Annotated in this window: 19 protein-coding genes; 6 read left to right on the top strand and 13 right to left on the bottom strand. The window is 72.5% G+C overall.

Going from position 1 to position 20,572, the window contains the following annotated elements; genetic code table 11:
* Window positions 1–109 precede the first annotated feature (109 nt).
* Window positions 110–1,069, top strand: a complete 960-nt coding sequence (locus PH189_RS11215) for an NADP-dependent oxidoreductase (protein WP_274188862.1) — start codon at window positions 110–112, stop codon at window positions 1,067–1,069.
* A 29-nt stretch (window positions 1,070–1,098) separates the two neighbouring features.
* Here the strand turns inward: PH189_RS11215 and PH189_RS11210 are convergent, their stop codons facing one another.
* Complete coding sequence (locus tag PH189_RS11210; protein ID WP_274188861.1) at window positions 1,099–1,359, bottom strand: hypothetical protein; 261 nt, start codon at window positions 1,357–1,359, stop codon at window positions 1,099–1,101.
* On the opposite strand from PH189_RS11210, the gene PH189_RS11205 reads away from it, so the two are divergent.
* Complete coding sequence (locus tag PH189_RS11205) at window positions 1,349–2,110, top strand: hypothetical protein (protein ID WP_274188860.1); 762 nt, start codon at window positions 1,349–1,351, stop codon at window positions 2,108–2,110. The genes PH189_RS11210 and PH189_RS11205 overlap by 11 nt on opposite strands.
* Here the strand turns inward: PH189_RS11205 and PH189_RS11200 are convergent, their stop codons facing one another.
* The 8 genes from PH189_RS11200 to PH189_RS11165 all read right to left on the bottom strand — a co-directional run bounded on the left by PH189_RS11200 (window position 2,111) and on the right by PH189_RS11165 (window position 10,146).
* Complete coding sequence (locus PH189_RS11200; protein WP_274188859.1) at window positions 2,111–2,875, bottom strand: maleylpyruvate isomerase family mycothiol-dependent enzyme; 765 nt, start codon at window positions 2,873–2,875, stop codon at window positions 2,111–2,113. It abuts the gene before it with no gap.
* A gap of 74 nt (window positions 2,876–2,949) precedes the next feature.
* Entirely contained in the window at window positions 2,950–3,273 is a 324-nt protein-coding gene (locus PH189_RS11195; protein ID WP_274188858.1) for a Rieske (2Fe-2S) protein, read from the bottom strand.
* A complete protein-coding gene (nirB, locus tag PH189_RS11190) occupies window positions 3,270–5,876 on the bottom strand; it encodes a nitrite reductase large subunit NirB (RefSeq protein WP_274188857.1) in 2,607 nt (868 codons plus the stop codon). Before nirB ends, PH189_RS11195 begins: the two co-directional genes overlap by 4 nt.
* A gap of 2 nt (window positions 5,877–5,878) precedes the next feature.
* On the bottom strand, window positions 5,879–6,226 hold the full coding sequence (locus PH189_RS11185) for a molybdopterin oxidoreductase (protein WP_274188856.1): 348 nt from the start codon (window positions 6,224–6,226) through the stop codon (window positions 5,879–5,881).
* The gene (locus PH189_RS11180) at window positions 6,223–8,367 is read right to left on the bottom strand and encodes a molybdopterin oxidoreductase family protein (protein ID WP_274188855.1); all 2,145 of its coding nucleotides are present in this window, start codon (window positions 8,365–8,367) and stop codon (window positions 6,223–6,225) included. The genes PH189_RS11185 and PH189_RS11180 overlap by 4 nt, the downstream gene beginning before the upstream one ends.
* Before the next feature lie 45 nt (window positions 8,368–8,412).
* Window positions 8,413–9,486 (bottom strand): LLM class flavin-dependent oxidoreductase, encoded by a 1,074-nt coding sequence (locus PH189_RS11175; RefSeq protein WP_274188854.1) that lies wholly within the window; start codon window positions 9,484–9,486, stop codon window positions 8,413–8,415.
* Between the two features lie 63 nt (window positions 9,487–9,549).
* A complete protein-coding gene (locus PH189_RS11170; RefSeq protein ID WP_274188853.1) occupies window positions 9,550–9,852 on the bottom strand; it encodes a carboxymuconolactone decarboxylase family protein in 303 nt (100 codons plus the stop codon).
* Between the two features lie 36 nt (window positions 9,853–9,888).
* Window positions 9,889–10,146 (bottom strand): hypothetical protein, encoded by a 258-nt coding sequence (locus tag PH189_RS11165; RefSeq protein ID WP_274188852.1) that lies wholly within the window; start codon window positions 10,144–10,146, stop codon window positions 9,889–9,891.
* A gap of 231 nt (window positions 10,147–10,377) precedes the next feature.
* On the opposite strand from PH189_RS11165, the gene PH189_RS11160 reads away from it, so the two are divergent.
* Both PH189_RS11160 and pntB read left to right on the top strand, forming a co-directional pair.
* On the top strand, window positions 10,378–11,910 hold the full coding sequence (locus PH189_RS11160) for a Re/Si-specific NAD(P)(+) transhydrogenase subunit alpha (RefSeq protein WP_274188851.1): 1,533 nt from the start codon (window positions 10,378–10,380) through the stop codon (window positions 11,908–11,910).
* Entirely contained in the window at window positions 11,911–13,317 is a 1,407-nt protein-coding gene (gene pntB / locus PH189_RS11155; RefSeq protein WP_274188850.1) for a Re/Si-specific NAD(P)(+) transhydrogenase subunit beta, read from the top strand. It abuts the gene before it with no gap.
* On the opposite strand, the gene PH189_RS11150 is transcribed toward pntB, so the two are convergent.
* Window positions 13,304–13,696, bottom strand: a complete 393-nt coding sequence (locus PH189_RS11150; RefSeq protein WP_274188849.1) for an ankyrin repeat domain-containing protein — start codon at window positions 13,694–13,696, stop codon at window positions 13,304–13,306. The genes pntB and PH189_RS11150 overlap by 14 nt on opposite strands.
* Before the next feature lie 81 nt (window positions 13,697–13,777).
* Complete coding sequence (locus tag PH189_RS11145; RefSeq protein WP_274188848.1) at window positions 13,778–14,977, bottom strand: alkaline phosphatase family protein; 1,200 nt, start codon at window positions 14,975–14,977, stop codon at window positions 13,778–13,780.
* Between the two features lie 134 nt (window positions 14,978–15,111).
* Between PH189_RS11145 and PH189_RS11140 the strand changes: the two genes are divergently transcribed.
* On the top strand, window positions 15,112–17,373 hold the full coding sequence (locus PH189_RS11140; protein WP_274188847.1) for a carbon starvation CstA family protein: 2,262 nt from the start codon (window positions 15,112–15,114) through the stop codon (window positions 17,371–17,373).
* Window positions 17,373–17,567, top strand: coding sequence for a YbdD/YjiX family protein (locus tag PH189_RS11135; RefSeq protein WP_274188846.1), 195 nt, complete (start codon window positions 17,373–17,375; stop codon window positions 17,565–17,567). Before PH189_RS11140 ends, PH189_RS11135 begins: the two co-directional genes overlap by 1 nt.
* 77 nt (window positions 17,568–17,644) lie before the next feature.
* On the opposite strand, the gene PH189_RS11130 is transcribed toward PH189_RS11135, so the two are convergent.
* Window positions 17,645–19,474, bottom strand: coding sequence for a phosphoenolpyruvate carboxykinase (GTP) (locus PH189_RS11130; protein WP_274188845.1), 1,830 nt, complete (start codon window positions 19,472–19,474; stop codon window positions 17,645–17,647).
* Window positions 19,475–19,674: 200 nt separating this feature from the next.
* Window positions 19,675–20,559: an NAD-dependent protein deacetylase gene (locus tag PH189_RS11125; protein ID WP_274189047.1), complete on the bottom strand. Its 885-nt coding sequence runs from the start codon at window positions 20,557–20,559 to the stop codon at window positions 19,675–19,677.
* Window positions 20,560–20,572: the final 13 nt, after the last annotated feature.

Here is a 20,572-nt window from a genome sequence, read left to right as displayed (position 1 = left end):
AGTTTACCGACGGGGTCCGACGCGTTTCCGGGCTGCTCGCCACGCACGCAGCGGAGCGGAGCTGCGCAGACAGGGTGTGCCCGCGCCGGTCCCGGGGCACGCGGGGGACATGCCGACGACGATGCGCGCGATCACCCAGGACACCGCCGGTGGGCCCGAGGTCCTGCACCTCACCGAGGCCCCGGTCCCCGAGCCCATCCCCACCGAGATCCGGGTCCGCGTGACGGCCGCGGGTGTGAACCCCGTCGACACCAAGGTGCGCGCGGGCGGGGCCGGGCTCGGCTCGGCCGGCGGAGACATGACCGCCCCGCCGTTCACGGTGGGCTGGGACGTGGCCGGGGTCGTCGACGCCGTCGGCATGGGCGTCACGCGCTTCGCGGTGGGCGACCGCGTGTACGGGATGCCCTGGTTCCCGCGGCAGGCCGGCGGCTACGCCGAGTACGTCACCGCCCCGTCCCGACAGTTCGCGCGCATCCCCGACGACGTCGACGACGTGACCGCCGCGGCCACCCCGCTCGCCGCCCTCACCGCGTGGCAGATCATCGTCGACACCGCCGACGTCCAGCGCGACCAGCGGGTGCTGATCCACGCGGCCGGCGGGGGCGTCGGCCACCTCGCGGTGCAGATCGCGAAGGCCCGCGGGGCCTACGTCATCGGCACCGCCTCGGCCGGCAAGCACGCCGACCTGGTCGCGCTCGGGCTCGACGAGGCGATCGACCACCGCACCGAGGACGTCGCCGAGGCCACGGGCGACATCGATGTCGCGGTCGACCTGACCGAGACCAACGGCCCCGCCTCGCTCGCCGTGATGCGCCCCGGCGGCCTGCTGGTCTGCGTGCCCTCCGGCGTGCCGGAGGGCCTCACCGAGCGGGCGCACGCCGAGGGCAAGCGGGTCACCGACTTCCTCGTCGAGCCCGACGGCGTCGCCCTCACCGGGATCGCCCGGCTCATCGACGAGGACGTCCTGACGGTCCGGATCGCCGGCACGTTCCCGCTCGAGGACGCCGCCGCTGCGCACCGCGAGCTCGAGAAGGGCTCGACGTTCGGCAAGCTCGTGCTGACCCTCTGAGGACCGTTCACTCGTTCCGGTGACGGGTGCTAACGGATCGTCGCCCCCGACGACATCAGCGGCAGGTCCGCCATCCGGCGGACACCACGCATCTCGTCGGGGGACACGCACACCATGACCACCGTCCAGCCGCCGCGGCACCGCGCTCCCGCCGAGACCTCGGCGCCGGTCGAGCCGCCGACCGTGCCGATCCCGCGGGCCGCACTCGACGCCGCCCGCGCGGCGGCGGTGCCGGCGCCCCGGATGGCGCCGAGCCCGGGGACGGGGACCGTGCCGCCCGTGCCGGGCATGCTGGGGATGCCGGGCATGGCCCAGCCGCCCGTGCCACCGCGCAACGGCCTCGGCATCGCGGGGCTGGTGCTGGGCCTGTGCGGCCTGGTGATCGGCCTGATCCCGCTGTTCGGCATCGGCGCGATCCTGCTGGGGATCGTCGGTCTGGTGCTCGGCCTTGTCGGCCTGCAGCGCGCCCGTCGCCGCGTCGCCACCAACATCAAGACTGCGGTGACCGGCGTCGTCGCCTGTGCCCTGGCGATCGCCCTGGGGATCACCGGCATGGTCATCGTCGCCAACGCCGTGACCCAGCTGGGCGAGGACCTGTCCGCGGTCGGGGCCACCACCCCGGCCACCGCGCCGGCGGCCGGCACCGACGCCCCGGATACGTCCGCGGTGGGCTTCGGCCAGACCTTCACCTACGCCGACGGTCTGGCCGTCACCGTCGACCGGCCCACCGCCTACGACCCGTCGAGCTACGCGGCCGGAAACACCAACCCGCACGCGTTCCAGGTGACCGTGCGCGTCACCAACAACACCGGCCAGGCCTTCGACCCCACCCTGCTGTCGGTCGCGATGTCGACCGCCGGCGCTCCGGCCTCGCAGGTCTTCGACAGCGAGATGGGCCTGCCCCCGCAGAACCAGCTGCAGCCCGGCCGCAGCCTGACCTACGACGTCGCGTTCTCCACGACGACCGACGCGGGCGAGGCCCAGGTCGACGTGGTGCCCTCGTTCGACCACGAGCACGCGGTCTTCACCGGGTCGCTGTAGCTACATGGCCCCCTGCTCGCGCCACAGCGTGAGCAGCTGCGAGGCCCCGAGGACGTCGACACCGGCGTCCTCGGGGCTCCTCCTGCTGGTGAGCACGGTGAGCAGGGCGCTCGCCGGACCGCGCACCGCCGCGTCGCTCTTGCGGTGTGCGTGCTCGATCACCGGGCCCTCGGCGCCGAGCGTCACCACCCACTCGCCGGCGCCGTCCAGCCCCTCGTCCGTCGCGTGCAGGTGCAGCGTCGCGCCGTCCGCGCGCAGCTCGAGACGACGCCCGGCCCCCATCGCGACCATCGCCAGGTGCTCGTCGACGGCGTCCGCGGCGATCACCGGGTCGACGCCGGCCAGCACCGGACCGCCCGCCGCGAGCTCGGCGTCGACGCGGTGCACGAGCGTCTCGTGGCACTGACGCCGGGCCCAGAACGAGACCGGCACCATCGTCCCGAAGCCGCCGACGACCGTGTCCTCGCCGGCGTCGCGGATCGCCTGGGTCAGCGTCGCGGCGCCCTGGAGGAGCCAGGTCGAGACCTCGTCGTCGGCGGTCGGCATCGGCGGGTCGGTGGGCCCCCGGCGCACGAGCTTCTCCCCGGGCCGGGACACGGTGCCGGCGCACCAGCGGTGCACGGCGCCGAGGTGCTCGGCGAGGTCGCGCACCGACCAGTCCGGGCACGACGGGACACGCGCCTCCTGGCCTGCGGTGTGCACGGCGTCCGCGAAGGCCGCGGTGTGCAGGACGATCTCGTCGAGGTAGCGGGCGACGGTCGGCATGGCGCCCATTCTTTGCCCTCCGGGCTCGTGAGTGCTTGTCCGTGTCCTGACACGGACGAGCACTCACGAGGGCGTCAGCCCAAACGGACCACGAGCTCGCCGTCCTCCTCGGTCGCGGTGTACGCCGCGACGTCGTCCGCGCCGGTCGCGCAGGAGCCGTCGACCAGGGAGAACTGGTGGTTGTGCAGGGGGCACATCACGACCTCGCCGTCGACGAGCCCGTCGGCGAGCGGCCCGCCCCGGTGGGGGCAGATCGCCCGCAGCGCGTGCAGCCCGCCCGAGCGCGGCCGGAACACGGCGACGGGCTCGTCGCCGACGAGGAACGCTCGGCCCTCGCCGACCGGGATCTGGTCGACGGGGCCGAGGCGCGCCTCGACGGCCTCCTCGGTGCTGCTCACGACGACACCCCCTCCCGGCTCGAGCTCGTCCTGATGGGCACCTGCGGGAGCGGGACCAGCGGCAGCGCGTCGTGGAACTGGCCCGGCGTCGCCTCGGTCTGATCGGTCGCCCACGGGTCGGCGTAGCGGTCGACGGTCTCCTGCATGCGCGCGTCGAGCTCGTCGGCGATGCCCTCGGCGTCGTCGACGATCACGCCGATCAGGTGGTCGAGGCCCATGCGGGGCACGAAGTCGTAGGTGCGCTCGAGCCAGTTGGCGTTCTCGCGGTAGTACTGCAGGAAGCGGCCGGTGATCCGCAGCGCCTCGTCGTGCGAGTCGACGGTGGCGAGGATGTCGCCCTTGCGGATCGTCGCCCCGGCCGCGCCGCCGACGTAGATCTGCCACTGACCGCCTTCGATGGCCACCAGCCCCACGTCCTTCACCATCGACTCCGCGCAGTTGCGCGGGCACCCGGAGACGGCGAGCTTCATCTTGGCCGGGCCCTCGATGCCCTTGTAGCGCTCCTCCATGTCGATGCCGAGCGTGGTGGAGTCGCCCAGCCCGAACCGGCAGAAGTCGGTGCCGACGCAGGTCTTCACCGTCCGGAAGCTCTTGCCGTACGCCCAGCCCGACGGCATGTCCAGGTCGGCCCAGACCTCCTGGAGCTTCTCCTTCGGGACGCCGAGCAGGTCGATGCGCTGGCCGCCGGTCAGCTTCACCATCGGGATCTCGTGCTTGTCGGCGACGTCGGCGATGCGGCGCAGCTGGTCGGGGCTCGTGACGCCGCCGGACATGCGCGGCACGACGGAGAACGTGCCGTCGCGCTGGATGTTGGCGTGCACCCGGTCGTTGATGAACCGGCCGTCGCGCTCGTCGACGTGGTCGTCGGGCCACATCATGCGCAGCAGCGCGGTGAGCCCCATCTTCGAGCCGACGTGGTCCTTGCCGTCCGGGGCGAGCTCGGCGAACACGCTCGAGACCGACTTCAGGCCCCGGGACCGGATCTCGGCCATGAGCGTCGGCTTGTCCAGGGGGATGCCCGGGACGTAGTAGTGCTCGGCCGGGTCCTCCGCGCCCGCGCCCCCGAGCGCCGCCTCGACGACCTCCTTGACGAGCCCCTTGCAGGAGCCGCAGCCCTTGCCCGCCCGGGTCGCGGCCATGCACGCGGACACCGACTCGGCGCCGTCGTGGACGCACGCGACGAGGTCGCCCTTCGAGACGCCGTTGCAGTTGCAGATCTGGGTGTCGTCCGGGAGGTCGGCGGCGCTCGCGGCGTCGGCGGCGCTGCCGAGGTCGAAGAGCAGCTTGATGCGCTCCTCGGGGAGCGCCGAACGGCTGTCGAAGGCCTGGGTCAGCGCCGCGACCTTGCTGACGTCGCCGACGAGCGTCGCGCCGATCAGCGTGCCGTCGCGGATGACGACGGTCTGGTAGACGCCGCGCCCGGTCTCGGAGAACTGCACGAACTCGTCCGACGACCTCTCGGGGACCTTCACGCCCATCTGCGCGACGTCCACGCCGGCCACCTTGAGCTTCGTCGCCAGCCGCGAGCCGTGGTACTCGGCGTGGGGATTCGACCCGGTGACCACGTCGGCGAGGACCGCGGCCTGCTCCCACAACGGCCCGACGACGCCGTAGACCTCGCCGCGGTGCTGCGCGCACTCGCCGACCACGAAGATCGAGTCGTCGTCGACCGACCGCAGCTTGTCGTCCACGACGATCGCGCGCTGCGTCTCGAGCCCCGACACCATCGCGAGCCCGATGTTGGGGCGGATACCGGCGGTGACGACGACCATGTCGCACGCGAGGTCCGAGCCGTCGGTGAAGCGGACCCCGGAGACACGGCCCTCGTCCGTCAGGATCTCGTTCGTCTTCACGCCGAGGTGCAGGTGCATGCCCATGTCCTCGAGCTTCGAGCGCAGCACCTTCGACGCCTCGGCCTCGAGCTGCTGGTTCATCAGCACCTCGGTGGGGTGCACGACGTGGACCGCGACCCCGTGCGCCTGCAGCCCGGCCGCGGCCTCGAGACCCAGCAGCCCGCCGCCGATGACCACCGCGGTCCGGTGCTCCTTCTCGAGGGTCGAGCTCCGCTGCGCTGCGTCTCCGGCGATGTGGGCGAGCATCGACGTCGCGTCGTCCAGCGAGCGGAACCCGAACACCCCTGGCGTGAGCTCGGTCTTCGACGCCCACATCCCCTCCATGGGCGGGAAGAACGAGCGGCTGCCGGTGGCGAGGACGAGCGTGTCGTACGGCGTCACCGACCCGTCGTCGCCGTAGACGACCTTGGCGTGCCGGTCGATGCGCACGATCCGGACGCCGGCGTGCAGCGTGATGCCGTTCTCGTCGTACCAGTCCAGCGGGTTGAGGTAGAGCTCGTCCTCCCCGTCGGCGTCCTCGTTGTCGACGGCCTCACCCGCCGCGTTGGCCAGCACCTCGGACAGCAGGATCCGGTTGTAGTTGCCGTACGGCTCGTCGCCGAAGACCTCGATGGCGAAGGTGTCCCCGCCGCCGCGGGCGAGGATCTCCTCGAGTGCGCGGGCCCCGGACATGCCGTTGCCCACCACCACGAGGCGGGTCTTCGAGGGGTTCTCCTGCTCGGTCTCCGGTCGTTCCGCGGTCTGCGTCACCCCTAGACCTCCACCAGTCCGCAGTCGACGACGAGGGTGCCGGTGGCGCCCTCGGGGGCCGAATAGTGGATCTCGACGGTGCTGCCGGCGAGGAGGTCCTCGACCACGCGCAGCGAGACGTGCATGTCGCTCTTCGCGCCGACCGGGAGCCACCGCGACGGCGTGCCGTCGAAGGCCAGCAGGACGGACACGAGCTCGTCGGACGAGTTGCCGGCGCGGACGTAGAGCACCTGGCCGGTGACCCCCTCGGGCACGGTGTAGCTCAGGCTCGGGTCCAGCAGCGCGGGCTTGGCCAGCCCGTGCCCCTCGAACGCGAACGCGCCCTGCAGGAATCGGGGGGTGGTCATCATGAGGCGGTGTCCTCCGGTGCGGGGTCGTCGTCGGCGGTCTCGCAAGGGCTCAGCGCGACCGCGCAGGTCTTGAACTCGGGCATCCGCGACGCCGGGTCGAGGGCGGGGTTCGTGAGGTCGTTGATCGTCGCCACGCCCGACCAGTGGAACGGGGCGAAGACGGTGTCGGGGCGGATCTCCGGCGAGAGCCGCGCCCGCATCCGCGCCGCCCCGCGCCGGGTGCGCAGCGACACGTCGCTCCCGTCGACGACGCCGAGCCGCGCGGCCAGGTCGGGATGGATGTCGACGACCGGCTCGGGCTCGGCGTCGAGCAGCGCCTTGGTCCGCCGGGTCTGCGTGCCGGACTGGTAGTGCGCCCGGCTGCGCCCGGTCGTGAGGCGGTAGGGGTACTCGTCGTCGGGCGGTTCGGCGGCGTCGCGGTGGTGCACGACGTGGAAGCGGGCGCGGCCGTCCGGGGTGGCGAAGCCGTCCTGGAACAGGCGCGGCGTGCCCTCGTGATCTTCGGATGGACACGGCCAGAAGACGCCGCGCTCGTCGTCGATGCGCTCGTAGCTGATGCCCGCGTAGTCGGCCGTGCCGCCCGCGCTCGCCCGGCGGAGCTCGTCGAACACCGCGCGGGGCTCGCGGTCGAAGAACGCCCCGCGGCCCAGCCGGTCGGCGATCTCGGCGAGGACCTCGAGGTCGCTGCGCACGCCGTCGGGGGCCTCGACGGCCCGGCGCCGCCGCAGGACACGGCCCTCGAGGTTGGTCATCGTGCCCTCCTCCTCGGCCCACTGGGCACAGGGCAGGACGACGTCGGCGAGCTCGGCGGTCTCGCTGAGGAACAGGTCCGAGACGCACAGGAAGTCGAGCGCGGCGAGCCGTTCCCGCACGTGGGCGGCCCGCGGCGCCGAGACCGCGATGTTCGACGCCATGACCAGCAGCGCCCGCACGCCGCCGTCGGTGCCGAGGCGGTCGAGCATCTCGTAGGCGGAGACCCCGGGCTGCGGGAGCTCGTCGGGGTCGACGCCCCAGATGCCGGCGACGTGCACGCGGGCGGCGGGGTCGGCGAGCATCCGGTAGCCGGGCAGCTGGTCGGCCTTCTGGCCGTGCTCGCGCCCGCCCTGGCCGTTGCCCTGGCCGGTCATCGTCGCCCAGCCCGAGTACGGGCGGCCGGGCAGGCCCAGGGCGAGCGCCAGGTTGATCCAGGCCAGGGCCGTGTCCGAGCCCTTCGCGTGCTGCTCGGCACCGCGCGCGGACAGGATCATGGTGGCCCGCGACTCGGCGAGCAGGTGCACCGCGCGCTCCATGACGGCCACCGGGACCCCGGTGATCCGCTCGACGCGGTCGGGCCAGTACTGGCGCATCGCGCGCCGGACCGCCGGCCAGCCGGAGGTGCGCTCGGCGACGTAGCCCGCGTCGACGAGACGGTGCTTGATCGCGAGGTGGAGCAGCCCGTTGGCCAGGGCGAGGTCGGTCCCCGGCACCGGCTGCAGGTGCACGTCGGCCGTCGCCGCGGTCGCGGTGTAGCGGGGATCGACGACGAGGTGACGCGCGCCGCGCTCGGCGCCGGCGGCGAACCAGCGCATCGCCGGCGGCATGGTGTCGGCCGGGTTGGAGCCGACGAGCATGACGGTGTCCGCGCGGGCGATGTCGGCCAGCGGGAACGGCATCCCGCGGTCGATCCCGAACGCCCTGGTCGCCGCGGCCGCCGCCGACGACATGCAGAAGCGGCCGTTGTAGTCGATCGACGCGCTGCGCAGCGCGACCCGCACGAACTTGCCGGCCTGGTAGGCCTTCTCGTTGGTCAGCCCGCCCCCGCCGAAGAGCCCCGCGGCGTCGCGGCCGTGGCGTTCCTGGGCGACGGTCAGCGCCGTGACGATGCGGTCGTAGGCCTCGTCCCAGGTCGCCTCGCGGAAGGCCGCCTCGCGGTGGTCGCGGACCAGGGGCGTCGTCAGTCGCTCCGGGTGGTCGATGAGCTCGGCCGACGACTGGCCCTTCTCGCAGAGCCCGCCGCGATTGGTCGGGAAGTTCGCACCGGCCACCTCGAGCACCGGGCCGGCACCCTGCTCCCGCGGGGTCAGCGTCATCCCGCACTGCAGCGAGCAGTACGGGCAGTGGCTCGACACCGGAGTCACCGCCCGGGTGGTGGGCGAGGGCATGCCCCCACGCTGCGGGGGAGCTGTTTCCGGACGGTTACACGAGCACTACACCTGGGCGAGTGACGGCGCGGCGTTCGTCACCGCCGGACCGGAGACCCCGAAGGCCTGCGCCACCAGCTCGTACGAACGCCGACGCTCGGCGATGTCGTGGATCGGCGTCACGAGCATGACCTCGTCGGCGTCCGCCTCGCGGGCCCGGCGCTCGAGGTCGTCGCGGACCTGGTCGGGGGTGCCGACCGTCATCTTCGACGCCATCGCCTGCTCGACCTGCAGCTCGGCGGGGCTCCAGTCGTGCGCCACCGCCTCCTCCGGGCTCGGCAGCGGACCCGGGTTGCCGGTGCGCAGGCGGGCCATCGACAGGGCGTGCGCGCGACCCATGGCGCGGGCGCGCTCGGGGTCCTCGTGGCACATCACCGCGGCCGCGAGGATGACGTGCGGGTCCTGGGCCCCGGCGGCATCACTCGGGCGGAACTGCTCGCGGTAGATGCGGGTGGCCTGGCCGGGGTCCGCGCCGCCGAAGTGCCCGGCGTAGGCGAAGCCGGTGCCGAACGCGGCCGCGGCCTGCCCGCCGTAGTAGCTCGAGGCGAGGATCCACACCGGCGGCAGCGGCACGTCGTTCGGCATGGCGGCGATCCCGGCGAAGTGGTGGCCCTCGGGGAAGCCGTCGACGTAGCCGCGGACCTCGGCGAACTGCTCGGGGAAGTCGTCGGCGGTCAGGGCCTCGCGGCTGCGGCGCAGCGCGATGGCGGTGCGCGGGTCGGTGCCCGGGGCGCGGCCGAGGCCGAGGTCGATGCGTGTCCCTGATGGATCCTGGCTGGGGTGCAGCCCCGCCAGCGCGCGGAACGTCTCGGCGACCTTCAGCGGGCTGTGGTTCGGCAGCATGATCCCGCCGGACCCGACGCGCAGCGTGCTCGTCGCGCTCGCGACGGCCTGGATCAGGATCTCGGGGCTGGAGCTCGCGACGCTCGGGATGCCGTGGTGCTCGGCGAGCCACATCCGCCGGTAGCCGGCGCGCTCGACGGTCCTGCCGAGCTCGATGGTCTCGTGCAGCGCCGCCGAGGTCGGCGTGCCGGAGGGGACCGGCGAGAGGTCGAGGACCGAGAGCACGGGATCACGCATGATGGGTACAACGCCCCGCCGGCGGCCCGTGATTCCGCGCCGGCGGGGCGTCGTACCCGCCCCTCAGGACGGTGCGGGGGGCAGCGCCACCGGACACGAGGTCAGCTGATCGGTGGTGACGCCGTCGACGTCGGTCTGCACGGTCGCGTGGAACCGGCTGACCAGCTGGTCCAGCCCCACCGTCCAGGAGATCTCGATGATCTGCCGGTCGGTGAAGTGGTGCTTCAGGTCCTTCCAGATCTCATCGCTGATCGGCCGCATCCAGGTGGAGGTGCGGGCGAAGACGATGATCGCTTCCTCGGCGGGGGAGAACATCCCCTCCGGGAGCGGGTCGTCGAGGAGGTGCGACATCTCCTCGTCGGTCAATCCCGATGCTCGACCGAGTACCAGATGGGTCGGCGTTCAATAGAAGCAGTTGTTGGCGACGGCGCTGGTCAGGTACGGGAGCTCGCGCATCCGGTCCGTGGGCAGCGAGTTCTGCAGGTAGACGGTCTGCGCCAGGGCGAAGAACTGCTCCATGGCCACCGGGTGGTTGGCCATCGCGCGGTGGACGTTGAGCAGCCCGACGTCGGGCTGGGCGTCCTTCACCGACTCGAGCAGCGCCTTGGCGTGCGGGTCGAGGCCGGGGTCGTCGGGATCGTGCAGAGGGATGCGGGCCACGAGGGCACCTTCCGTCGGTGATCGCTGACCCGTCGACGTTAGGGAGCCGGTGTTGCCCCCACGTTGCGGTGACGATCGTCCCGATGTGAGACAGGACCTCCACGCGAATGTTTCACCGACGTGAGATTAGGGTCGCCATCGACAGCCCGTTCGGACGAACGACCGGGCGGCCCCGACGGCGTCGTCCCCGGTGACGGCGCAGGTCGGGCGTGAGAGCAGAGGAGCGCGACGGTGCGCATCGGTGTGCCCCGGGAGCCTGGGGGCCGCGAGACCCGCGTGGCCGCGACGCCGGCCACGGTCGTGGGCCTGATCGACCTGGGGGCGACGGTCATCGTCGAGCCGGGGGCGGGGGAGCGCGCGAGCTTCACCGACGACGCCTACGCGGCGGCCGGCGCGGAGATCGGTGACCCCTGGTCCGCCGACGTGGTGCTCGCGCTGCGCACGCCGGACGCCGAGCACCTCGACCGGCTCGCCCCCGGGACCACGCTCGTCGCGATGGTCGCGCCCGCGCGCCACCCGGACCTGCTCGCCGACCTCGCCCGGCGCGGCATCACGGTCCTCGCCACCGACGCCGTCCCGCGCATCTCGCGGGCGCAGTCGCTGGACGTGCTGAGCTCGATGGCCAACATCGCGGGCTACCGCGCGGTGGTCGAGGCCGCGCACCGCTTCGGCCGCTTCTTCACCGGACAGGTCACGGCCGCGGGCAAGGTCCCGCCGGCCACGGTGCTCGTCGCCGGGGCCGGGGTCGCCGGCCTCGCCGCGATCGGGGCGGCGTCCAGCCTCGGCGCCGTCGTGCGGGCGACCGACCCGCGCCCCGAGGTCGCCGAGCAGGTCCGCTCCCTGGGCGGGACGTTCCTCGAGGTGGACGTGCAGCAGGAGGCCAGCACCGACGGGTACGCCCGCGCGACCTCGGAGGCCTACGACGCGCGGGCCGCCGAGATCTACACCGAGCAGGCCGCGGACGTCGACGTCGTCATCACCACCGCGCTGATCCCGGGCCGTACGGCGCCGCGGCTGCTCACCGCCGCCGACGTCGCGCTCATGAAGCCCGGCAGCGTCGTCGTGGACATGGCCGCGGGCCAGGGCGGCAACGTCGAGGGCTCGGTGGCCGACGAGGTCGTCGTCACCGAGAACGGCGTGATCATCGTCGGCGACACCGACCTCGCGGCCCGGCTGCCCGCGCAGGCCTCCCAGCTCTACGGCACGAACCTGCTCAACCTGCTCAAGCTGCTCGTCCCGGAGAAGGACGGCCGGCTTGTGCTCGATCTCGACGACGTCGTCGTCCGCGGGGTCACCGTCACCCACCACGGCGAGGTGCTCTGGCCCCCGCCACCGATCTCGGTGTCCGCCGCGCCGAGCGCGCCGGTCGAGCCGACGGCGTCGACCCCGGTCGTGGGGCCCGCGAAGCCGACCTCGCCGGCCCGGCGCTACGCGCTGATCGCCGTGGCGTTCGCGGTGCTCTTCGCCGCGACGGCCTTCGCGCCACCGGCGCTCGCCACCAACCTCACCGTGTTCGTGCTGGCCGTCGTGATCGGCTACTACGTCATCGGCAAGGTCCACCACGCCCTGCACACCCCGCTGATGTCGGTGACGAACGCGATCTCCGGCGTCGTGGTGGTCGGGGCGCTGCTGCAGTTCGGTCAGCACGGGCCGGTCGTCTCGATCCTCGCCGCCGTGGCGGTCCTGCTGGCCAGCATCAACATCGTCGGCGGCTTCGCCGTGACCCGACGGATGCTCGCGATGTTCACGAGGGGGCCGTCGTAGATGAGCGCGGACACGGCGGCCACCGCCGCCTACATCGTCGCGGCCCTGCTCACGGTGATGAGCCTCGCCGGCCTCTCGAAGCACGAGACCGCGCGCGCCGGCGTCGCCTACGGCATCGCCGGGATGGCGGTCGCCCTCGTCGCCACCGTGGTGCTCGCGGCGCAGTCGCTGACCGCGGGCGGGGTCGCGCTGCTCGCCGTCGCCATGCTGGTCGGCGGCGGCATCGGGCTGTGGCGCGCCCGCGTCGTCGAGATGACCGGCATGCCCGAGCTCATCGCGCTGCTGCACAGCTTCGTCGGCCTCGCCGCGGTGCTCGTGGGCTGGAACGGCTACCTCGAGGTCGAAGCAGAGGGTGCGGCGCAGACCACGGTCGCCCCGGAGCTCCTCGGGATCCACTCCGTCGAGGTCGGCATCGGCGTCTTCATCGGCGCGGTGACGTTCACCGGCTCGCTCGTCGCCTACGGCAAGCTCTCCGGGCGGATGAAGTCACGCCCGCTGACGCTGCCGGGCAAGAACGCCCTCAACCTCGGCGCGCTGGTCGCGTTCGCCGCGCTGACGGTCGGCTTCACCGTGACGCCCTCGCTCGGCCTGATGATCGCGATCACGGCGGTCGCGCTGGCGCTGGGCTGGCACCTCGTCGCCTCGATCGGCGGCGGCGACATGCCCGTCGTCGTGTCGATGCTCAACAGCTACTCGGGCTGGGCCGCGGCCGCGTCGGGCTTCCTGCTCGACAACACCCTGCTCATCGTCACCGGCGCCCTCGTCGGGTCCTCGGGTGCGTACCTGTCCTACGTCATGTGCCAGGCGATGAACCGCTCGTTCCTCTCGGTCATCGCCGGCGGGTTCGGCGTCGAGTCGGGCACGTCGTCGGGCACCGAGGAGGGCGAGCACCGCGAGGTCGACGCCGACGCCGTGGCGGAGATGCTCGCCGAGGCGTCGTCGGTGGTGATCGTGCCGGGCTACGGCATGGCCGTGGCCCAGGCGCAGTACCCGGTCGCGGACCTCACCCGGCGGCTCGTCGAGCGCGGCATCGAGGTCCGGTTCGGCATCCACCCCGTCGCCGGGCGCCTCCCGGGCCACATGAACGTCCTGCTCGCCGAGGCCAAGGTGCCCTACGACGTCGTCCTCGAGATGGACGAGATCAACGACGACCTCGCGTCGACGTCGGTCGTGCTCGTCATCGGGGCCAACGACACGGTCAACCCCGCCGCGATGGAGGACCCGGGCAGCCCGATCGCCGGCATGCCCGTCCTGCGCGTGTGGGAGGCCAAGAACGTCGTCGTGTTCAAGCGCTCGATGGCGGTGGGCTACGCGGGCGTGCAGAACCCGCTGTTCTTCCGCGCGAACACCTCGATGATCTTCGGTGACGCGAAGGCCCGCGTGGAGGACATCCTCAAGGCGCTGTGAGCAGGGCCAGCAGGTCCTCGCGACCGAACATCCGGGCGGTGTCGACGGCCGTGGGGTGCCCGGCGAGGGGGTCGGCGCCGGCCTCGACGAGGACGCGGACCACGGCGTCCTCGCCCTTGAACACCGCGCCGGCGACGGGTGCCTGACCGCGGTCGTTGAGACGGTCGACGTCGGCCCCGCGGGCGGCCAGCACGGCCACCGCGTCGGCGTGCCCGTGATACGCGGCGAGCATGACGAGCGTGTCGCCCTTCTCGTTGGTCAGATCCACCGGCACCCCGGCGTCGACGTAGGTCGCCAGCGAGGCGGCGTCGCCGTCGCGGGCCATGTCGAAGACGCGGGTCGCCAGGTCGCGGACGTCGGCGGAGGGTTCCTCGGTCATCGGGGCCAGTGTGCGCTCCGCGCAGGTGAGCACTTCGAGGTGCCCGAGCACCCCGGACTGCTCACCTGCGCGCAGCGCCCCTCAGCCCCGGGCGAGCAGCAGCGGGACGCGCTGCTCGGCGTCGGTCAGCGAGCCGTGGTGGCCGATCAGCGCGGTCTCCATCGGCTCGATGCGGGAGCGCACGAGCGTCCAGTTCCCCTGCGCCGCCGCGACGACGTCGCCGATGCGCCCGCGGGCGGTGTCGGTGACCTCGAGGCCGAACCAGCCCTCGTCGATCGCCTCGTCGCGCGTGCGCACCCACGCCGCGTCGCCCAGCTCGGAGCGCCAGGCCGCGGCCACGTCGTCGGCGGCTCCGGCGGCGGTGAACACGTGGCGCACGCGGGCCTCGCCCGCGAGCCGGCGGACACCGGTGAGGAGCTCGGGACTGGTGTCGAGGTCGATCCGCCAGCCGGAGTCGGTGCCGACCATGCCGTGGTCGGCGACGACGGCGAGCAGCGTGTCCGACGGCAGCTCCTCGGCGATGGCGCCGACGAGCCGGTCGATCACCGTGAGCTGCATGAGCCACGGCGTCGAGCCCGGGCCGAACGTGTGCCCGAGCATGTCGAGGTCGCCGTGGTAGGCGTAGCAGAACGCGCGTTCCTCGGCCGCTGTGGTGGCGAGGGCGTCGATCACCGCGGCGGCCAGGTCGCCCAGGGCCGACACCCCGTGGAAGCGGCCGCCCCGCAGCGCCGCCCGGGTGAGGCCGGAGCGGCGCTGGATCTCCGGCGCGACCGTGGTGACCGCGACCCCGGCCCGCGCGGCGCGCTGCATCACCGTCGGCGCGGACTGCACGTCCTCGGGCGGCAGCTCGCGCCGCAGGTCCACGGGGTCGGTCGCCCCGTGGGCGCACCAGCGCAGGGTGTTGAGCACCGTCTCCGCCGGCGCGCCCGGGTCGTCGAGCGGCGGCACGCCCATGCTGTAGCCGACGATGCCGTGCTCGCCCGACGTCAGACCGGTGCCGAGGCTCGTGACGCTGACGGCCGTCGTCGACGGGAACCCGGCCAGCAGCGTCTGCCCGCGCGCCGCGAGCTCCGCCAGGACCGGTGCGCGGTCGGCGTGCTCGGCGAGCAGGTCCGCGCCCAGCCCGTCGATGAGCATCAGCGCCGTGCCGCGCGCCGGCCCGACGCCGAGGTGGTCGTCGAACCCGTCGACGCCGAGCGCGGCGGCCAGGGCGGGCGAGACGTCGGCCAACGTGCCAACGGCGGGGGTCGGCCGGAACGGCGGCCCGCCGAGCTGGTCCATGCGGGCTGATCGTAGGGGCCACTCGCGGCGGACGGTCACCGAGCGGACACTTCGCGTGAGTTGATCAAGGACACCGCGGCGGCCCAGGACCTATCCTCCCCCGGAAGTCCGATCCGTTCCGAGCGGAGGTCGCGATGACGACGACGTCAGGGGGAGCGGGCGGCGTGGCCGCGCCGCCCGACCAGGAACTGCCACCGGCGGTCGACGACGAGGTGCTCGAGCACGAGCGCCGCCGCTGGACGCCCGCGCGGATCGCCGTCTGGGCCGCGATCGCGCTGCTCGGCGGACTGGGCTGGGTGATGGTCGCCCTCATCCGGGGCGAGACGGTGAACGCGATCTGGTTCGTGTTCGCCGCGGTGGCCACCTACCTCATCGCCTACCGCTTCTACTCGACCTACATCGAGCGCAAGCTGCTCCGTCCCGACGACCGGCGCGCCACCCCGGCCGAGCACTCCGAGAACGGCCAGGACTACCTGCCGACCGACCGCCGGGTGCTCTACGGGCACCACTTCGCGGCGATCGCGGGCGCGGGCCCGCTCGTCGGTCCGGTGCTCGCCGCGCAGATGGGCTACCTGCCGGGCACCATCTGGATCATCGTCGGCGTGGTGCTCGCCGGCGCGGTCCAGGACTACCTCGTGCTGTTCTTCTCGATGCGCCGCGGCGGGCGCTCGCTGGGCCAGATGGCGCGCGACGAGCTCGGGGTGGTCGGCGGCGCCGCCGCGGTGATCGCGACGCTCGCCATCATGATCATCCTGATCGCGGTGCTCGCGCTGGTCGTCGTCCAGGCCCTGGGCGAGAGCCCCTGGGGCGTGTTCTCGGTGGCCATGACGATCCCGATCGCGCTGTTCATGGGCTTCTACCTGCGCTACCTGAGGCCCGGCAAGGTCGGCGAGGTCTCCGTGATCGGGGTGGCCCTCCTCCTGCTCGCGATCATCGCGGGCGGCTGGATCTCCGAGAGCGGGCTGGCCGAGGCGTTCACCCTCAGCCGCACGACCCTCGCCTGGTGCGTCGTGATCTACGGCGTGGTCGCCGCGGTGCTGCCGGTGTGGATGCTGCTCGCGCCCCGCGACTACCTCTCGACGTTCATGAAGATCGGCACGATCGTGCTGCTCGCCGTCGCGGTCGTCGTGGTGCGGCCGGACATCGCCACCCCCGCGTTCAGCGAGTTCGCCACCAGGTCGGACGGGCCGGTCGTCCCCGGTCCGCTGTTCCCCTTCCTGTTCGTGACGATCGCCTGCGGGGCGCTCTCCGGCTTCCACGCGCTCATCTCGTCGGGCACCACGCCGAAGCTGATCGAGAAGGAGCGTCAGACGCGCTTCATCGGCTACGGCGGCATGCTCATGGAGTCGTTCGTCGCGATCATGGCCCTGGTCGCGGCCATCTCCATCGACCGCGGCATCTACTTCGCGATGAACGCACCGACGGCGCTGACCGGGGGCACGGTCGAGACGGCGGCGGTGTGGGTCAACTCGCTCGGGCTGGCGGGCGTCGACATCACCCCCCAGGAGCTGGCCGGGACCGCGGCGATGGTGGGTGAGCAGAGCATCGTGTCGCGGACGGGCGGTGCGCCGACCCTGGCCCTGGGCCTGTCGCAGATCCTGTCGCAGTTCCTGGGCGGCGCCGCGCTCGCGAGCTTCTGGTACCACTTCGCGATCATGTTCGAGGCGCTGTTCATCCTCACCGCCGTGGACGCCGGCACCCGGGTGGCGCGCTTCATGCTGCAGGACGCGGTGGGGACCTTCGTCCCGCGCTTCCGTGACACCTCATGGCGCACCGGGGCGTGGATCGGGACGATCGTCATGGTCGGCGGCTGGGGCGGCATCCTGATCATGGGTGTGACCGACCCGCTGGGCGGGATCAACACGCTCTTCCCGCTGTTCGGGATCGCCAACCAGCTGCTCGCGGCCATCGCGCTCGCCGTGTGTCTCGCGATCATCGCGCGTCGCGGGACGGTGCAGTACCTCTGGATCGTGCTGGTGCCCCTGGTCACCGTCGCGGTGATCACGGTGACCGCGTCGCTGTACAAGATCTTCTCGCCGGTGCCCGGCGTCGGGTACTGGGCCCAGCACTTCGCCTACCGGGACGCGATCGCCGCGGGTCGCACCAGCATGGGTGCGGCACGCAACCCCGCCCAGATGGAGGCGGTCGTGCGCAACACGTTCATCCAGGGCACCTTGTCGATCATCTTCCTGGTGCTGACCCTCATCGTGCTCACAGCCGCGACCGTCGCCGCCGTGCGCTCGGTCCGGTCGGGCGGGTCCCCGGGCAAGGAGGACGAGCCCGTCCCGTCGCGGCGCTACGGGCCCTCGGGGCTGATCCCCACCCCGGCGGAGAAGGAGCTCGAGAAGCAGTGGCTCGCCTCGGCGGGGGCGCCCTCGCGGGGAGGCGGGCACTGATGGTCGCCGCCCTCGGACAGGGCTACCGGGCCGTGCGGTGGTGGTTCCGCGGGGTGCTCGGGGCCGACGCCTACGACCGGTACCTCGCGCACCACGCGCGTGCCGGTCACGACGAGCCGCCGATGAGTGAGCGGGCCTTCTGGCGGGCGCGCACCGACCACCAGGAACGCCACCCGCAGGGACGCTGCTGCTGACCCCGGGACGAACGAACGGCGCTTTCGCTGCTACGGAAGCAGCGAAAGCGCCGTTCGTTCGGTCGGGAAGAGCGGGATCAGCTCGCGTCGAGGCGCTGCTTGAGCGAGTCGAGCTCGTCGCGCATGGAGGTCGGCAGCTTATCGCCGATCTTGGCGAACCACTCCTCGATGAGAGGCAGCTCCTCGCGCCACTCGTCGACGTCGAAGCGCAGCGACGCCTCGATGTCCTCCATCGGCTCGCTGAGGCCCTCGACGTCGATCTGGTCGGCGCTGGGGACGTGGCCGATCGGCGTCTCGGTGGCGGCGGCCTTGCCCTCGAGCCGCTCGATGATCCACTTGAGCACGCGGCTGTTCTCACCGAACCCGGGCCACAGGAAGCGGTTGTCCTCGCCCCGGCGGAACCAGTTGACGTAGAAGATCGACGGGAGCTTGGTGGCGTCGGCGTTCTTGCCCACGTCCACCCAGTGCTGGAAGTAGTCGCCGACGTTGTAGCCGAGGAAGGGCAGCATCGCCATCGGGTCGCGGCGGACCTGGCCCTTGCCGCCCTTGGCCGCGGCCGTCATCTCGCTCGACATCGTGGCGCCCATGAAGGTGCCGTGCTGCCAGTCGAAGGACTCCGTGACCAACGGGATCGTCGTCTTGCGGCGACCGCCGAAGAGGATCGCGGAGATCGGCACGCCCTGCGGGTCGTCCCACTCGGGCGCGACGACGGGACACTGCGAGATCGGCACGGTGTAGCGCGAGTTCGGGTGGGCGGCCGGCTTGGCCGATCCGGGCGTCCAGTCGTCCCCGGTCCATGCGGTGAGGTGCTCGGGGTCGCCCTCGAGCCCCTCCCACCACACGTCGCCGTCGTCGGTCAGCGCGACGTTGGTGAACAGGGCGTTGCCCTGCTCGATGGTGCGCATCGCGTTCGGGTTGGTCTTCCAGTTCGTCCCGGGCGCCACGCCGAAGAAGCCGAACTCCGGGTTCACCGCGTAGAGCCGGCCGTCGGCACCGAATCGCATCCAGGCGATGTCGTCGCCGACGGTCTCCGCGCGCCAGCCCGGGATGGTGGGCTGCAGCATCGCGAGGTTCGTCTTCCCGCAGGCCGACGGGAACGCGGCGGCGATGTAGTACGCCTTGTCCTCCGGGCTGATCAGCTTGAGGATCAGCATGTGCTCGGCGAGCCAGCCCTCGTCGCGAGCCATCGCCGAGGCGATCCGCAGCGAGTAGCACTTCTTGCCGAGCAGCGCGTTGCCGCCGTACCCGGACCCGAAGCTCCAGATCTCGCGGGTGTCGGGGAAGTGGCTGATGTACTTCGTGTCGTTGCACGGCCACTTGACGTCCTGCTGGCCCCGCTCGAGGGGAGCGCCGACGGAGTGCAGCGCCGGGACCCACTCGGTGTCGCCCTCGTCGAGGCGCCGCTGAACCTCGGGCCCCATGCGCGTCATGATGTGCATCGAGGTGACGACGTAGGCGCTGTCGGAGATCTCGACGCCCAGCTTCGGGTGCTCGGCGTTCACCGGCCCCATGCAGAACGGGATGACGTACATCGTCCGACCGCGCATGCAGCCGCGGTAGAGCTCCCTCATCGTGGCCTTCATCTCGGCCGGGTCCATCCAGTTGTTGGTGACCCCCGCGTCGGCCTCGTTCACCGAGCAGATGAAGGTGCGCTCCTCGACACGCGCGACGTCGTCGGGGTCGGAGGCGGCGTAGAACGAGTTCGGCTTCTTGGCCGGGTCGAGCCGGACGTAGGTCCCGGCCTCGACGAGCTCGGAGGTGAGCCGGTCCCACTCGTCCTGGGACCCGTCGCACCACACGACCCTGTCGGGTGTGGTGAGGTCCGCGACCTCGTTCACCCAGTCGAGCACCTCACGGCGTCGGATCGGCGGGTTGTCGAGTCCCTGGATGGTCGGAACGGCAGTCATGCGTCTCCTCGGTCGCTCGATCGCCGAACGCCCGAGACCGCGAAGCGGCCCGGTCGCCTCGGGAACGGAAGCATCCCCGGACACGGCGACGTGCCCGGGATCAGCCTCCGACGGTGGTCTTCGACGTTAACGAGACTTCTTGTCCGCGACACCGCCGAGTCGCTGTCGGGGGACTCACTTCCACGATCAAGCTGAACGATTCAGGGCCGTTCGCCGAGGCCGAGCGTCGCCAACGTCGCTGGCAGGACCTCTCCGAGCGCCTCGGTGAGACGGACGGCGGCGACGTCGTCGGCCCGGCTGGGCCCGGCGGTCACGACGGCGACGGGGAGGTCACGACGGGCCGCAGCACGCACGAAGCGCAACCCCGACATCACCGTGAGCGAGGAGCCGAGGACGACCAGCGAGCGCGCCCGCTCGACGAGCTCGAAGCAGTGGTCGACCCGCGGGCGCGGCACGGACTCGCCGAAGAAGACGACGTCCGGCTTCAGGGGCCCGTCGCCGCAGGACGGGCAGCCGGTCATCGTGAAGCGGTCGAGCTCGGCGTCGGGCAGCTCGGCGTCGCCGTCGGGGTTGATCTCCGTGGCCCGCGTGTCGAAGTCCGGGTTGAGGGAGGCGAGGTCCTCCTGGACCCGTGCCCGGCCCAATGCCACGCGGCAGCCGAGGCAGACGACGCGACCCAGCGCCCCGTGCAGCTCGACGACGTCGCGCGCCCCCGCCTTCTGGTGCAGCCCGTCGACGTTCTGGGTGATGACGCCGTGCAGAAGGCCCGCGCGCTGCAGCGACGCGACGGCCCGGTGCCCGTCGTTGGGCCGGGCGCCGGCGATCTGGGGCCAGCCGACGTGGCTGCGGGCCCAGTAGCGGTGCCGGGCGACGGGGTCGCCGACGAACGCGTCGTAGGTCATCGGGGCGTGGCGGCGCTGCGCGCTCGTCGGCCCCCGGTAGTCGGGGATGCCCGAGTCGGTGGAGATCCCGGCGCCGGTGAGCACGACCGCCCCGCCCTCGGCGAGCAGCGTCGCGAGCGCGGCGACGTCCCCGCGGACGGGGACCTCGGCCTCCCACGCCGTCTGGGGCGCGGTGTAGCGCATCACCGAGCGGATC

It is taken from the genome of Actinomycetospora chibensis (assembly GCF_028737215.1).
GTDB lineage: Bacteria > Actinomycetota > Actinomycetes > Mycobacteriales > Pseudonocardiaceae > Actinomycetospora > Actinomycetospora chibensis.
Note: the sequence above shows the minus strand (reverse complement) of the source record. Positions and strands in the feature narration are given on the sequence as shown.

Coding starts and splice junctions, on each gene's coding strand:
- PH189_RS11215 (WP_274188862.1), top strand. CDS start 110: ATGCCGACGACGATGCGCGCGATCACCCAGGACACCGCCGGTGGGCCC.
- PH189_RS11210 (WP_274188861.1), bottom strand. CDS start 1,359: ATGCCCGGCACGGGCGGCACGGTCCCCGTCCCCGGGCTCGGCGCCATC.
- PH189_RS11200 (WP_274188859.1), bottom strand. CDS start 2,875: ATGCCGACCGTCGCCCGCTACCTCGACGAGATCGTCCTGCACACCGCG.
- PH189_RS11185 (WP_274188856.1), bottom strand. CDS start 6,226: ATGATGACCACCCCCCGATTCCTGCAGGGCGCGTTCGCGTTCGAGGGG.
- PH189_RS11180 (WP_274188855.1), bottom strand. CDS start 8,367: ATGCCCTCGCCCACCACCCGGGCGGTGACTCCGGTGTCGAGCCACTGC.
- PH189_RS11175 (WP_274188854.1), bottom strand. CDS start 9,486: ATGCGTGATCCCGTGCTCTCGGTCCTCGACCTCTCGCCGGTCCCCTCC.
- pntB (WP_274188850.1), top strand. CDS start 11,911: ATGAGCGCGGACACGGCGGCCACCGCCGCCTACATCGTCGCGGCCCTG.
- PH189_RS11150 (WP_274188849.1), bottom strand. CDS start 13,696: ATGACCGAGGAACCCTCCGCCGACGTCCGCGACCTGGCGACCCGCGTC.
- PH189_RS11145 (WP_274188848.1), bottom strand. CDS start 14,977: ATGGACCAGCTCGGCGGGCCGCCGTTCCGGCCGACCCCCGCCGTTGGC.
- PH189_RS11140 (WP_274188847.1), top strand. CDS start 15,112: ATGACGACGACGTCAGGGGGAGCGGGCGGCGTGGCCGCGCCGCCCGAC.
- PH189_RS11135 (WP_274188846.1), top strand. CDS start 17,373: ATGGTCGCCGCCCTCGGACAGGGCTACCGGGCCGTGCGGTGGTGGTTC.
- PH189_RS11130 (WP_274188845.1), bottom strand. CDS start 19,474: ATGACTGCCGTTCCGACCATCCAGGGACTCGACAACCCGCCGATCCGA.
- PH189_RS11125 (WP_274189047.1), bottom strand. CDS start 20,559: ATGCGCTACACCGCGCCCCAGACGGCGTGGGAGGCCGAGGTCCCCGTC.